This window comes from Sphingobium sp. HDIP04, from assembly GCF_000445085.1.
In the GTDB taxonomy this organism is placed as follows: Bacteria; Pseudomonadota; Alphaproteobacteria; order Sphingomonadales; family Sphingomonadaceae; genus Sphingobium; species Sphingobium indicum.
In genome coordinates, this window is the sequence record NZ_ATDO01000080.1 from 14,444 (window position 1) to 28,779 (window position 14,336).

Annotated in this window: 15 protein-coding genes; 14 read left to right on the forward strand and 1 reads right to left on the reverse strand. The window is 65.5% G+C overall.

Features of this window, described 5'->3' with window-relative positions:
* The first annotated feature begins 33 nt into the window (after positions 1-33).
* The 8 genes from astD (at position 34) to L286_RS34510 (ending at position 6,538) form a co-directional block, all read left to right on the forward strand.
* On the forward strand, positions 34-1,467 hold the full coding sequence (astD, locus tag L286_RS34475; protein WP_020820994.1) for a succinylglutamate-semialdehyde dehydrogenase: 1,434 nt from the start codon (positions 34-36) through the stop codon (positions 1,465-1,467).
* A 110-nt stretch (positions 1,468-1,577) separates the two neighbouring features.
* On the forward strand, positions 1,578-2,366 hold the full coding sequence (cobA, locus tag L286_RS34480) for a uroporphyrinogen-III C-methyltransferase (protein WP_020820995.1): 789 nt from the start codon (positions 1,578-1,580) through the stop codon (positions 2,364-2,366).
* Entirely contained in the window at positions 2,363-2,659 is a 297-nt protein-coding gene (locus L286_RS34485; protein ID WP_007688967.1) for a DUF2849 domain-containing protein, read from the forward strand. The genes cobA and L286_RS34485 overlap by 4 nt, the downstream gene beginning before the upstream one ends.
* 3 nt (positions 2,660-2,662) lie before the next feature.
* A complete protein-coding gene (locus L286_RS34490; RefSeq protein WP_007688965.1) occupies positions 2,663-4,294 on the forward strand; it encodes a nitrite/sulfite reductase in 1,632 nt (543 codons plus the stop codon).
* A complete protein-coding gene (locus tag L286_RS34495; protein WP_007688963.1) occupies positions 4,287-4,727 on the forward strand; it encodes a DUF934 domain-containing protein in 441 nt (146 codons plus the stop codon). Before L286_RS34490 ends, L286_RS34495 begins: the two co-directional genes overlap by 8 nt.
* Positions 4,720-5,511 (forward strand): phosphoadenylyl-sulfate reductase, encoded by a 792-nt coding sequence (locus L286_RS34500; RefSeq protein ID WP_020820996.1) that lies wholly within the window; start codon positions 4,720-4,722, stop codon positions 5,509-5,511. The genes L286_RS34495 and L286_RS34500 overlap by 8 nt, the downstream gene beginning before the upstream one ends.
* Positions 5,512-5,595: 84 nt before the next feature.
* Positions 5,596-6,024, forward strand: a complete 429-nt coding sequence (locus L286_RS34505; protein ID WP_020820997.1) for a hypothetical protein — start codon at positions 5,596-5,598, stop codon at positions 6,022-6,024.
* 118 nt (positions 6,025-6,142) lie between these two features.
* Positions 6,143-6,538 (forward strand): MAPEG family protein, encoded by a 396-nt coding sequence (locus L286_RS34510; protein ID WP_007688954.1) that lies wholly within the window; start codon positions 6,143-6,145, stop codon positions 6,536-6,538.
* Between the two features lie 77 nt (positions 6,539-6,615).
* On the opposite strand, the gene L286_RS34515 is transcribed toward L286_RS34510, so the two are convergent.
* Entirely contained in the window at positions 6,616-8,097 is a 1,482-nt protein-coding gene (locus L286_RS34515; protein ID WP_025160509.1) for a replicative DNA helicase, read from the reverse strand.
* 134 nt (positions 8,098-8,231) lie between these two features.
* Here L286_RS34515 and L286_RS34520 point away from each other — a divergent pair, with 134 nt between their 5' ends.
* From L286_RS34520 to L286_RS34545, 6 genes are read left to right on the forward strand one after another with little or no spacing between them, the layout of a single operon-like run.
* A complete protein-coding gene (locus L286_RS34520) occupies positions 8,232-8,714 on the forward strand; it encodes a UPF0262 family protein (RefSeq protein ID WP_021223354.1) in 483 nt (160 codons plus the stop codon).
* Between the two features lie 32 nt (positions 8,715-8,746).
* Positions 8,747-9,412, forward strand: a complete 666-nt coding sequence (locus tag L286_RS34525; RefSeq protein ID WP_007688951.1) for a glycoside hydrolase family 25 protein — start codon at positions 8,747-8,749, stop codon at positions 9,410-9,412.
* On the forward strand, positions 9,409-9,867 hold the full coding sequence (locus L286_RS34530; RefSeq protein WP_013039929.1) for a cytidine deaminase: 459 nt from the start codon (positions 9,409-9,411) through the stop codon (positions 9,865-9,867). Before L286_RS34525 ends, L286_RS34530 begins: the two co-directional genes overlap by 4 nt.
* Positions 9,868-9,873: 6 nt before the next feature.
* Positions 9,874-10,428: a dCTP deaminase gene (gene dcd / locus L286_RS34535; protein WP_007688937.1), complete on the forward strand. Its 555-nt coding sequence runs from the start codon at positions 9,874-9,876 to the stop codon at positions 10,426-10,428.
* 43 nt (positions 10,429-10,471) lie between these two features.
* Complete coding sequence (locus L286_RS34540) at positions 10,472-11,236, forward strand: metallophosphoesterase family protein (protein WP_020821000.1); 765 nt, start codon at positions 10,472-10,474, stop codon at positions 11,234-11,236.
* A 19-nt stretch (positions 11,237-11,255) separates the two neighbouring features.
* Entirely contained in the window at positions 11,256-14,210 is a 2,955-nt protein-coding gene (locus L286_RS34545) for a TonB-dependent receptor plug domain-containing protein (protein ID WP_020821001.1), read from the forward strand.
* Positions 14,211-14,336: the final 126 nt, after the last annotated feature.

Sequence of the window (14,336 nt, forward strand, 5' to 3'; positions counted from 1 at the left end):
CCCTAAAGCGGAATTAATTGCCATATCGGCACCATGTCCGCCGCGCTGACTTCGTTCGAACCCGCCACTGGCGCGCTTTTGTGGCAGGGGACCGCCAGCGATGTGGAAGCGGAGGTCGCCCTGGCCCGTGCCGCCTGGCCGAAATGGGCCGCCCAGCCCATCGCCTACCGCATCGAAACGCTGCGCCGCTTCGTCAATGTGGTGCGCGCCAATGAGGAGGCGCTGGCCGACCTGATCGCCCGCGAAACCGGCAAGCCGCTGTGGGATGCGCGGACCGAAGTGACGGCGGTGATGAACAAGGTCGACATTTCCGTCGCCGCCTTTTCCGAACGCACCGGACAGAGGCGGCTGGAGGCGGCGATGGGCGCGCGCCAGTCCGTGCGGCACAAGCCGCATGGCGTCATGGCGGTGCTGGGGCCATATAATTTCCCGGCGCACCTGCCCAACGGGCATATCGTCCCTGCCCTGCTGGCCGGCAACGCCGTCCTCTTCAAGCCGTCGGAAAAAACGCCCGCCGTGGGCGAGATGCTGGTGCGCTGCTACCATGAGGCGGGCGTGCCGGAGGATGCCGTGCGGCTGGTGCTGGGCGGGCCGGACGAGGGCAAGGCGCTGGCCGCCCATCCCGATGTGGGGGGCGTCCTCTTCACCGGGTCGGCGCAGACCGGCATCGCGATCAACCGGCAATTCGCGGCCAATCCCGGCAAGATATTGGCGCTGGAAATGGGCGGGAACAACCCGATCGTCGCCTGGGACACCGCCGACATCGCCAGCGCGGCGACGCTGATCGTGCAGTCGGCCTTCCTGTCGAGCGGACAGCGCTGCACCGCGGCGAGCCGGCTGATCGTCAAGGAGGAACTGGCCGACACGCTGGTCGGGGAGGTCAAGAGGCTGGCCGACCGGCTGATCGTCGATCATCCCCATGCCGACCCCGCGCCCTATATGGGTCCGGTGATCGACAACCAGGCGGCGGATCACCTGACTGAGAGTTTCCTCTATCTGATGAGCAACGGCGGCAAGCCGATCAAGCATATGGTCCGCACGACCAAGGGGCTGCCCTTCGTGACGCCGGCGATCATCGACGTGACCGCCATGGCGGAGCGGCCCGATGTCGAACTGTTCGGCCCCTTGTTGCAGGTCGTCCGGGTGCCGGATTTCGAATCCGCGATCCGGGAGGCGAACAACACCCGCTACGGCCTGTCCGCCGCTCTGATAGGCGGATCGCCGGAGCAATATAACCAGTTCTGGGCCAATATCCGGGCGGGCATCGTCAACTGGAACCGGCCGACCAACGGAGCCTCCTCCTCCGCGCCCTTCGGCGGAGTGGGCATTTCCGGCAATCATCGGCCCAGCGCCTATTATGCGGCGGACTATTGCGCCTATCCGGTCGCGTCGGTGGAGATCGAGCAGCCGCGCGCGTCCATCGGCATCGGCCTTAAGGACATCGACACGAGCGCGATGGGGGATTGAGCCACCGGGCGGCAGCGCGACGGATCAAATCGATCCTCCCCAAATTTTCCTTCGTCCCGGCCAACGCATTCTGAATTGAAACCGGGGTCGGTTTTCGCCATCTGCCCAGCATGGCTGAAATTCCACCTGCCACTGTCACCCTTGTCGGCGCGGGTCCGGGCGATCCGGAACTGCTGACGCTGCGCGCCGCGCGGCTGATCGGCGAGGCGGAGGTGATCGTGCATGACGGGCTGGTTTCGGCGGACATATTGGCGCTCGCCTCCCCCCATGCCGAACTGATTTCCGTCGCCAAGCGGCGCAGCCGCCATTCGGTGCCGCAGCATGGGATCAATGCCCTGTTGGTCGAACTGGCGCTCGCCGGGCGCAGGGTCGTGCGGCTGAAGGGCGGCGATCCCTTCATCTTCGGCCGCGGCGGCGAGGAGATGGAGGCGTGCCGCGCCGCCGGAGTGCCGGTGGAAATCGTGCCGGGCATCAGCGCCGCCATCGGCTGCGCGGCGCAGGCGCAACTGCCCCTCACCCATCGCGACGCGGCAAGCGCGGTCAGCTTCGTCGCCGGGCAATGCAAGGGGCTGACCGATCAGGACTGGTCCGGGCTGGCTGGCGCGGGGCGCACGCTGGTCATCTACATGGGCGTGGCGACGGCGGCGGACATCGCCGACAAGCTGATCGCGGACGGCGTGTCCCCAGCCATTCCCGTCGCCGTTCTGGAAAACGGCACGCGCGCCGACATGCGGACGCTGCGCACCTTGCTTGCCGATCTGGGCGAGATGGTGGCGCGGGAAAAAGTGAAAAGCCCCGCCCTGATTGTGGTTGGGGAGGTGGCGGCCTATGCGCTGGCGCAGGATGTGCTGGCCGGCTGGGCCGCGCGGGAGACATTTGGGGCGGAGACTGAAAAGTGAAGATTTTGACCGGCAATGACCTTGGCACCGGGGACGTGATCTGGTGGGCGGGCGACGGCTGGTCGCGGCAGGTCGGCGATTCCGTCGACGTGGGCGACAAGGGCGAGGATCTGGCCCGGGCGGAGGAAGCCGCGCTGCGGGTCGTGGGCGCCTATGTGATCGATGCGACCGTGACCGAAGACGGCGTGCGCCCCGCGCATATCAAGGACCGCATCCGCGCCCTGGGACCGACGGTGCGCCCCGACCTGACGCTGAAACCGAATGACGCCGATGCCGGCAACTGGGTGATCTGAACCATGTATCGTTACGACAGCTACGACCAGTCCATTGTCGACGCCCGCGTCGAGGAATTTCGCGACCAGACCCAGCGCCGTCTGGCCGGGCAGTTGACGGAGGACCAGTTCAAGCCGCTGCGGCTGATGAACGGCCTCTATCTTCAGCTGCACGCCTATATGCTGCGCGTCGCCATTCCCTATGGCACGCTGAGCGCCCGGCAGATGCGCAAGCTGGGCGAGATCGCGGCGAAATATGACCGGGGCTACGGCCACTTCACCACGCGGCAGAACCTGCAATATAACTGGATCAAGCTGGCCGACGCGCCGGACATCCTTGCCGAACTGGCAACGGTCGAGATGCATGCCATTCAGACCAGCGGCAATTGCATCCGCAACATCTCTTCCGACCAATATGCCGGGGTTTCGGCGGACGAAGTGGCCGACCCGCGTCCCTGGGCGGAACTGCTGCGCCAATGGTCGACCTTCCATCCCGAATTCACCTATCTGCCGCGCAAGTTCAAGATCGCCGTGATCGCGAGCGAGGAGGACCGCTCCGCCATGCGCCTGCACGACATCGGCCTCAAGCTGGTGTCGCGCGACGGCCGGATAGGCGCGGAGGTCTATGCCGGCGGCGGCATGGGGCGCACGCCCATGGTTGCGCCGCTTATCAGGGACTTCGTGCCCGAAGATGAGATCGTCTCTTATCTGGAGGCGTGCCTGCGCGTCTATAATCGCTATGGCCGGCGCGACAACAAGTACAAGGCGCGGATCAAGATCCTGGTCCATGAACTGGGCGTCGAGGAATATAGGCGGCAGGTCGAGGAGGAGTTCGCCCATATGCGGACGCTGGGCCTCAACCCGCCGACCGAGGAACTGGACCGCATCCGCGCCTATTTCGCCGGCCCCGCCTATGAAACGGGCCTGGGCGACAGCATCGACCGCAGCGATCCGGCCTTCGCCCTGTGGGTGGACCGTCAGGTCGCGGCGCACAAGCAGCCGGGCTATGCCATCGTCAACATCAGCCTGAAACCGCGCGGCGGCATTCCGGGCGACGCCTCCGCGGAGCAGATCGCGCTGGTGGCGGACCTGGCCGAGCAATATTCGCTCGACGAACTGCGCGTCACCCATGCGCAGAACCTGGTCCTGCCGCATGTGAAGAAGGCGGACCTCCACGCCATCTGGCAGAAGCTGGACGAGGCCGGCCTTGCCGAGGCCAATCTGGACCTGATCACCGACATCATCGCCTGCCCTGGCCTGGATTATTGCAGCCTCGCCAATGCCCGCTCCATCCCGCTGGCGCAGAAGCTGTCGGAACGGTTCGCCGCGGCGGACCGGCAGAAGGAACTGGGCGAGCTGAAGGTCAAGATTTCCGGCTGCATCAATGCCTGCGGCCATCATCATGCCGGCCATATCGGCGTGCTGGGCGTGGACCGGAAGGGCGTGGAGAATTTCCAGCTTTCGCTCGGCGGGTCAGGCGCGGAGGACGCCAGCGTCGGCCAGATCACCGGCCCCGGCTTTTCGGAGGACGGCGTGGTCGACGCGATCGAGAAGGTCACCAACCTCTATCTCGAACAGCGGGAGGAAGGCGAACGCTTCCTCGACACCTATCGCCGTCTTGGCATGAGGCCCTTCAAGGAGGCGATCTATGGTTGAGTTCCTGTCCTTCCGCGAAGGCGATGGCGGCCAGGAACCGGCCGTGACGGTCGAATCCTTCACCGGCCAGTCCAATTCGACCGCCGTCCGGATCGAAGCGGGCGAGGATGCCCGCGAATTGCTGCCCTATCTGGACAGGCTGTCGCTGGTGGAGGTGAACTTCCCCGCTTTCGGCGACGGGCGCGGCTATTCGGCGGCGCGGATATTGCGCGAGGCCGGCTATCGGGGCGAACTGCGCGCCGTGGGCGATGTGCTGGTGGACCAGATCGTCGCGATGCGCCGCTGCGGCTTCGACAGCTTCCGGCCCGACAAGGCGCTGGACGATGCCGCCGTGGAGCGCGCGCTCCATCGTTATGAGGACGTCTATCAGAAGACGATCGACGGCCGCCGCCCGGTCTGGGCGAAACGGCACCCGGAGAATGCAAATGGCTGAACCTGCCCGCCAGCTTGACGTGATCGACGCCCGCCCCGCCTTCACCCAGGCGGATGCGGATGCGCTCAACGCCCGCTTCGAGGGCGTCGACACGCTCTCCATGCTCAAGACCGTCTTTGCCGAGGGGCTGGCGGGCAATGTCGCCGTCGTCTCCTCCTTCGGCACGGAAAGCGCGGTGCTGCTCGATCTGGTGGCGAAGGCCGACAAGAACGTGCCGGTGATCTTCGTGGACACGCTCAAGATGTTTCGCGAAACGCTGGATTATCGCGAAACGCTGATCCGGACGCTGGGCTTCACCGACAGCCGCGCCGTCACGCCCCATGCCGAAGTGCTGGCGGCGAAGGACGAGACCGGCCTGCGCTGGTCCTACGATCCCGACGGCTGCTGCGAAATCCGCAAGGTCGAGCCGATGAACCGCGCCAAGGAAGGGCTGGACGCCTGGATTTCCGGGCGCAAGGCGTTCCAGTCGGTGACGCGCCAGAACCTGCCCCGTTTCGAGGTCGAGGACGGCCGGTTGAAGATCAACCCGCTGGGCGACTGGACGAAGGACGACCTGGAGGCCTGGTTCGAGGCGGAGAAGCTGCCGCGCCACCCGCTGGAGGCGCAGGGCTATCTCTCCATCGGCTGCGAACCCTGCACGTCCAAGGTGCTGCCGGGCGAAGACCCCCGCGCCGGGCGCTGGCGCGGATGGGACAAGGTGGAATGCGGCATCCACTCGCCGGTGACGCCGATCCCCTCCCCCGCCGCCGATCCGGACGATCCGGCCAACCAGCCGGTGTTCTGACCGAAAGGGCGGCTGCGTCGAGAATATCTCGACTCGTGGAACCTTGCGCTCTTCCGAATCTTCCCGCTTCGAAAGAGAGTGCCTATGTCATTCATCGAAAAAAAGGGGGGGTCCGCCCCCCCTGCCGGTTCGGGAAGCAAGGCTCGCCCGATCGGTGAGCAAGATGCGCTGGTCAGCGCGGAATTGCTGCTAACCCTCGTCCGGGCGCGCCGACAGTATCTTGACGATTTCCTGGACGGGGACGGGCCCTTCTGGATCAGCATCGGGCTTTTCATCGACGGCGAGAATGGCACCGAAACGTCGATGGAGCGGGTCATCGAATTTGCCGATGAGTCGATCGAAACCAGCCGCTACATCCTGCGGCGCCTGATCGACCGGCATGTGGTGCAGCAATACAGGACCGGCGATGGCGATGTCGCCTATCGGCTATCGGCGCCTTTCGCCGTTCAGTTCAGCCGCTACCTGATTCAGCAGACACCCCATATCCGCAATGCGCATGCGCGATTGACCTGAGATCCGACGATGGGCGCCGGCAGCCAATCCGCTGCCGACGGCAATCGAGACTTATGGCGCGGGCCAAGCGGGCGCGATATGGTCGCCGGTCATGACAGACTGAGCGGAGGGACGAGACATGGCGGTCGAGCTGAAGATATTGGCGTGGAGTTGCGTGCTGCTGCTGGTCCACATCTTCGCGGCGGCGCACATCAAGACGCGCCAATATGGCGCCAAATGGAACATGGGGGCGCGGGACGAGGAATTGCCGCCGCTCGATCCCGTCGGCGGGCGGCTGGTGCGGGCGCAGGCGAATTTCCTGGAAACCTATCCGATCGCGATCATCGTACTCCTGGGCGTGGTGATCGCCGGGAAGACCAGCGGGACGACGGCGCTTGGCGGGTGGCTCTGGCTGGGGGCGCGGGCGGTTTACCTGCCGCTTTACGGCATGGGCGTGCCCATGGTGCGGACCATCGCCTATCTCGTCAGCATGGTGGGGCTGGCGCTGGTGTTCCAGGCGTTTGTTTCGGGCTGAACCATGCCCCTGCGCAGACAGGAACCCAGGTGGAACGTCCGGACTGGACTCCTGCCTGCGCAGGAACACGCATGTCTCTACTCGTAATCCTCCATATAGCTGCCCTCCGCCAGGTCGGAGAAGCGGGTGATCTTCGCGTCGAACTTCATGCGGATGCGCCCGGTCGAACCATGGCGCTGCTTGGCGACGATGATCTCGGCCAGGCCGTAGATGCGCTCCATCTCCTGCGCCCATTCCAGATGTTCGGGGCTTTCCTTGTTCCCCGGCTCCTTCGCGGCGACATAATAATCCTCGCGGAAGACGAACCAGACCATGTCGGCGTCCTGCTCGATGGAGCCGGACTCGCGAAGGTCCGATAGCTGGGGCCGCTTGTCCTCGCGCTGTTCGACGGCGCGGCTGAGCTGGGACAGCGCCAGAACCGGGCAATTCAATTCCTTCGCCAGCGTCTTCAGGCCCCGGGAAATCTCCGAAATCTCGTTGACGCGATTGTCGCCCTTTCCGGTGCCCTGGAGCAGTTGGAGATAGTCGACCACGACGAAGCCGATGTCATGCCGCCGCTTCAACCGGCGGGCGCGGGTGCGCAGCGCGGCGATGGTCAGGCCGGGCGTATCGTCGATGAACAGCGGCAATTCCTGCAACTCCCGCGCAGCGCGGGAGAGGTTCTGGAAATCGGCGCGGCTGATCTTGCCCATGCGCAGCGCTTCGCCGCTGATGCCCGACTGTTCGGCCAGCACGCGGGTGGCAAGCTGGTCGGCGGACATTTCCAGGCTGAAGAAAGCTGTCTTCGCGCCCATATTCTTTTCCGGCGGAATGCCGTCGGCATTGTCGCGCAGCCAGCGCGAGGCCGCATTATAGGCGATATTGGTCGCCAGCGACGTCTTGCCCATGCCCGGACGACCCGCAAGGATCATCAGGTCCGAATTGTGCATGCCGCCGATCTTCTCGTTCAGGCTGTTGATGCCGGTGGTGATGCCCGACACATGCCCGCCGCTGTTGAGCGCGCGCTCCGCGATCTGGACCGCCATGGTGGTGGCCGTGGCGAAGCTCTTGACCGATCCGGTCTCCCCCTCGCCCTCCGACACCTTGTAGAGCGCGACCTCGGCCTGCTCGATCTGCTCGCGGGGGTTTACGTCCTCGCTGGTGTCCAGCGCGTTTTCAACCAGTTCCCGGCCGACATGGACAAGCTGTCGCAGCAAGGCGAGGTCGTATATCTGCGTCGCGAAGTCCCTCGCGCCCAGCAGCGCCGCGCCATTGCCGGTCAATTGCGCCAGATAGCCGACGCCGCCCAGTTCCTTGAGCGCGGGATCCTGCTCCAACAGCGGCTTCAGCGTCACCGGGTTGGCGACCATGTCCCGCTCGACCAGCTTCATCACGGCTTCGTAGATGCGGCCGTGCAGGGGTTCGAAGAAATGCTCCGCCTTCAGCTTGAGCTGCACATCCTCGGCAATGCGGTTGTCGATCATCAGCGCGCCCAGCAGCGCGGCCTCCGCCTCCACATTGCGCGGGAGTTCGGTGATGCCGGCTTCCGCGGCGGCGTTGATTTGCACGAGTTCGACCATGCCTCCCTCATCGCTTCGCTGGCGGCGGGGCGCAAGGTCCGACATTGAAACGATTGGGAAAAGCTGTGGACAACCGCGCCCTTGCTTTTCCCGGTTGCATTTCCCCTTGCGCCGCCGCACTGACCATAGCGTTCATGGCCGATCCGCGCATCATCGATATCACGCTCGACGAGCGGACGATCCTCTGGCGCAACGCCGATGTGGAGCAGGAACGGCGCATCGCCATATTCGACCTGCTGGAGGATAATTATTTCGAGCCGCAGCGCAGCCATGAGGACGGCTATGCCGGCCCCTACAAGGTGCACCTGCGCGTCGAGGAAGGCCGGCTGGTCATGGAGATACGCCGGGAAAACGGCGATCCGCTGGAGGCGATCATCCTCGGCCTGGGTCGGTTCCGCCGCCCGATCCGGGATTATTTCGCGATCTGCGACAGCTATTACCAGGCGATCAGCAACGCTTCGCCGCAGCAGATCGAAACGGTGGACATGGCGCGCCGGGGCATCCACAATGCCGCCGCCGAGACGCTGATCGAGCGGCTGGACGGCAAGGTCAAGGTCGATTTCGATACGGCCCGTCGCCTGTTCACGCTGATCTGCGTCCTGCACATCAAGGGGTAAGGGGCATCCATATCGTCAGCGCCGGCCATTTCATGGCCCGTCTTTGCCTGTTTCTTGCCGTTCCGGGCCTGCTGGCCCTGGGCGGGTGGCTCTATGCGCGGGAATGGGCGCCCGGCCGGGAGGCGTTCCCAACCCAGGGCGTGTCGGTGTCGTCGGACAACGGCCCGATCGACTGGGGCACGCTGGCGGCGCAGGGGGCCGATTTCGCCTATATCCGCGCATCGAGCGGCGGACGCTTCCGCGATCCGGCGTTCGAGGCGAACTGGGCGGGCGCGAGGGCGGCGGGGATGCGCTATGGCGCCGCGCTCGATTTCAGCCTGTGCGCCAGGGCTTCGGAACAGGCGACGGGCTTCATGACCATGGTGCCGCGCGACAATGCCGCGCTGCCCCCGGTGATCAGGCTGGCGTTCGATCCGGGCTGCCGCGCGCGGCCGGGGCAGGATGCGGTGCTGTCGGAACTGAACACGCTGATCAACCTGATCGAAAGTCATGCGGGCACGCCGGTGCTGCTCAACGTCAGCGACGATTTCGACGCCCAATACGCCATCGCGTCGGGAATCAACCGCACCTTGTGGCTGGATCGCAATTTCTTCGCGCCCGATGGCGGGCAGCGCAAATGGGTGATGTGGACAGCCAATGATATGCGGCATATCGACGGCATCGACGGTCCGGTGCGATGGGATGTGATGGCGCGATGAATGCGACGGAAAAGCTGGTCGAAGCGGCGCGGGAAGCGATGCGCCATGCGCACGCGCCCTACAGCCGCTTCGCCGTCGGCGCGGCGGTGCGGCTGACCGACGGGCGGATCGTGACCGGCTGCAATTTCGAGAATGCGAGCTATGGCCTGTCGCTCTGCGCCGAAACGGTGGCGCTGGCCGCGGCGAATGCGCAGGGCCGCCTTGCCGATGTGGAGGCGGTTGCGGTCGTGGGCGGCGCCATGGGTGCGGACGGCGCCATATCGGGGCAGGCCATCGTCACCCCCTGCGGCCGGTGCCGCCAGATCATGAACGAAGCCGAGCAGATGGCCGGGCGGACGCTCGCCATTTACTGCGCGGCGCCGGAAGGAGACGCGCTGGTCGAACATCGCGTCGCCGAACTCCTGCCCCATGCCTTCGGTCCCGCCGATTTGGGCATCACCCCTGGAAAGAGCTGAACAGCCATGTCGATATTGTCGGATAAGTGGATTCGCGAACAGGCGCGGAGCAACAACATGATAGAGCCGTTCGTGGAGAGCCAGCGGCGGGACGGCTGCATCAGCTATGGCCTATCCTCCTACGGCTATGACGCGCGGGTGGCGGACGAGTTCAAGATCTTCACCAATGTCGACAGCGCCGTGGTCGACCCCAAGGATTTCGCCGCCAACAGCTTCGTCGACCGCAAGACCGATGTCTGCATCATCCCGCCCAACAGCTTCGCGCTGGCCCGGACGGTCGAATATTTCCGCGTGCCCCGCGACGTGCTGGTGATCTGCCTGGGCAAGTCCACCTATGCGCGGTGCGGCATCATCGTGAACGTGACGCCGCTGGAACCGGGCTGGGAAGGACATGTGACGCTGGAATTTTCCAACACCACGCCGCTGCCGGCCAAGATCTACGCCAATGAGGGGGCGTGCCAGTTCCTCTTCCTCCAGGGCAATGAGCCGTGCGAGACCAGCTATGCCGACCGCGCGGGCAAATATATGGGGCAGCAGGGCGTCACATTGCCGCGCCTGTAACGCTGTGCGACATTGGCGGCATGATATGTGAGGCAGGCCCGCCATGCTGATGCCGTTCCGAACGCGGAAGGCGCGGGAGCATGCGCCGCCCCCCAGCGTGGGCGGGGACCGGCGCGTCTATGCCATAGGCGACGTTCACGGCCGCGACGACCTGCTCGCCCAGTTGCTGGACCGGATCTCGCTGGACGAGGCGGGGCGCCATCCCCTGCCCCGGCTGCTGATCCTGCTGGGCGACCTAGTCGACCGGGGGCCGCAGTCGCGGCAGGTGGTCGAACGGGCGATGGACCTGGCGCGCTCCGGCGAGGAGGTCCGCTTCCTCAAGGGCAATCATGAGGAGATGTTCGTCGCCGCCGCGCGCGGCAGGGCGCAGGCCGCCCGCCTGTTCCGCCGCCATGGCGGGGTGGAGACGCTGGCCAGCTACGGACTGGGGCCGGAGGACGGCGCTCGGATGAGCGACGAGGCGATGGCGCGATGGATGCTGGCTCACGTCCCCCGCGACCATGTCGATTTCCTGGACGACTTCCCCGATATGCTGCCGCTGGGCGATTACCTCTTCGTCCATGCGGGGGTGCGGCCGCGCGTCGCGCTCCATGCCCAGATTCCGGCCGACCTGCGCTGGATCAGGGGCGATTTCCTGAACCATGGAGGGCGCCTGGACAAGATGATCGTGCACGGCCACAACATCAGCGCGGATGTGGACATCCGGCCCAACCGGATCGGCATCGACACCGGCGCCTTCCGCAGCGGCCGGCTGACGGCGATCGGGCTGGAGGGGGACCGGCGCTGGTTCCTGCAAACCGGGGATTGATGAAGGCGCCCGACGCAACTTGCAATATCGGGATAAGGAAATCTCATTTCCCGCTGATTTCCCGATCCCTTATCCGTCGCATCCGATCCTTCCCGCCCGCTTCACCGGAATGGATGGCGGATCGGGACTTTTTCTTCGTTGGACGACGTCGGAACGGCAAAAGCCGTCCGCAACAGGGGAATATTCGATGCGCATTCGCCATGCATTGGCGGGCTTCGCCTTTGCCGCATGCCTTGTTTCGCCCATGAAGCTCGTGGCGTCGCCGAAAATGGACGCCACCCTGTCGCAGCGCCACAAGTTCGACATCGCCCCTCAGCCGCTGAGCAGCGCCCTGCGCCAGCTTTCGACCCAGTCGGGCGTGCGCATCCTGTTCCCCTATGACGAGGTCGCGTCGATCCGCAGCCGACGCGTGCAGGGCTGGCTGTCGACCGAAGACGCGCTGAAGCGGCTGCTGGCCGGGACCGCGCTCAGGCATAGCGAGGCGGGCGCGGGAGTCATCGCCCTTGCCGTGCCGGCCAGCCGCACCGTCGCCCATCGCAGCCCGCTGTCGGTCCAGTTGGCGCAGGTCGCCATGGCGGGCGGGTCGGGGGCTCCAGTCGCCATGGCTCCCGCCGATGCGGAGGAGGCCTCGGCCCCGATCATCGTGACCGGCACCCGCCAGACCACCCGCACCGTCGCGGAAAGCCTGGCCCCCATCGACGTGCTGAGCGCCAAGGATCTGGAGGCGAGCGGCAAGCAGTCCGTGCGCGACCTGCTGGGCACGCTGGTGCCGTCGATCAACGTGTCGAACAGCGGCGCAGGCGCCAGCTTCGCCGTCAAGACGCTGTCGCTGCGCGGCCTTGCCGGCGACCATCTGCTGGTGCTGGTGAACGGCAAGCGGCGTCACAACACCGCGACCCTGTTCATCAACGGCACGACCCAGAACGGCCAGTCGCCGCCCGACCTGGACCTTATCCCCTCCTCCGCCATCGAACGGATAGAGGTGCTGCGCGACGGCGCATCGGCGCAATATGGGTCGGACGCGATCGCGGGCGTCGTCAACATCCTGCTGAAGAACGACGCCAGCGGCAGCGCCTCCTTCCTGGGCGGCGCCACGGCGGACGGCGGCGGCGAACAGGGCCGGTTCCAGATCAGCAAGGGCTTCGGCATCGGCGACGGCGGCCATGTCCACTTCACGCTGGACGCCTTCCTTCAGGGCCGCACCTATCGCAGCGCGCCCAATCCGGGACAATTCTATGCGCGGGTGGGGCAGCTCTATTCCTCGACCACGGGCGCGCTCGACCCGCGGGAGGCGACCGTCGACCGCAACGTGAACCGCGGCGGCCAGCCGCAGGTGTCGGGCATCAACTTCGCCTATGACCTGTCGCTGCCGGTGAGCGATCAGGTCGAACTCTACCTGTTCGGCACGGCGTCGCGACGGCATAGCGACGCCTGGCTGACCTATCGCTTCCCCGACGCGCCGAACAATATTCCCGAACTGTTCCCCAACGGCTACAGCCCGCATCTCCACATCTATGACGAGGATTTCCAGACCACGGCGGGGCTGCGCGGCGACCTGTCGGACACATTCCATTACGACCTGTCCAGCAGCTTTTCCCGCGATTGGGCGAAATATCGGGAAAGTTCGGTCCTCAACGCCTCGCTCGGCCCCGCAAGCCCCACCGACATGCATATCGGCGCCGTCACGTCGAAGGAATGGACGACCAATCTCGACCTTCAGAAGACGGTCGATCTGGGCCTGGCCGAACCGTTGCTGGTGGCGCTGGGCGCGGAATATCGCTGGAACAGCTACGCCATCGGCGCGGGCGACCCGGTTTCCTATATCGACGGCGGATACCGATCGACCACCGGCCCCAATGCCGGCGTGCTGCGGACATCCGGGTCGCAGGGGGTGACGGGTTTCCCCCTTTCCTCCGCCGGAACATGGAGCCGCGACAATTGGAGCGCCTATCTGAACCTGGAACAGCAGGTCGTCGAGGGGTTCGAGGTCGCGTTGGCCGGACGGCATGAGGATTATTCCGACTTCGGCACGACCGATACCGGCAAGGCGTCAGTGCGCATAGAGCCGCTGCGCGGCCTGGCGCTGCGCGGCACCGCCAGCACGGGCTTCCGCGCCCCGACCCTGCAACAGCAGCATTATTCCTCCGCCAGCACGATCAACGTGAGCGGCGTGCTGCTGCCCGTGTCGGCCTTGCCAGTGGATTCCGCCGCCGCCGTGGCGCTGGGCGCGACGCCGCTGAAACCGGAAAAATCGCGGAACCTGTCCGCCGGGATCGTCCTGACGCCCACGCCGCGCCTCAACATCACGGTCGACGCCTATCAGATCAGGATCAAGGACCGCATCCTGCTGTCCGAAACCCTGCAAGGGCCGCTGGTGCGCGGGGTTCTGGCGGCGGCGGGCATCACCTCCTCGGCGGGCGGATTCTACTTCTCCAACGCCGCCGACACCCGGACGCGGGGGCTGGACGTGGTCAGCACCTGGCGGGCGGGCTTGGGCGATCTGGGCCATGCGCTGTTCAGCCTGTCCGCCAATTTCAACAAGACCGTCTTCACCCATGTCGACGCCGTGCCGCCGGTGCTGGCCGATTCCGGGCTGATGCTGATCGGCCGGGCGAAACGGGGGGATTTCACCAAGGGCACGCCGCGCGACAAGTTCATCGCCAACATGTTCTGGACCAGGGGGCCGGCCAGCCTGAACCTGCGCGCCACCCGATATGGCAAGGTGACGATGGTCCATCCGACCACGCCCTCGCTGGATGCGGAGATCGACCCCAAGGTCATTTTCGACCTGGAACTGGGGATGGAACTGCGCAAGGGTATCAAGCTGACGGCGGGGGCGAACAATCTGTTCAACATCTATCCCGACAAATTGCCCGTTTCGTTGCAGGCCAACGGCTTTTCCCTCTACAATCAATATTCGCCCTATGGCGCGAGCGGCGGCTTCTACTATGGCCGGTTGAATTTCGAGTTTTGAGCGGGACGGCCATGCAGATGCGTTAGCCTTTTCTTGCGATGCCATCGGGGCTGGTTTGGCCAGTAGCGGACGTTAGTTTTCCGTCACCCCGGACTTGATCCGGGGTCCCGCTTTCTTTCTGAGTGC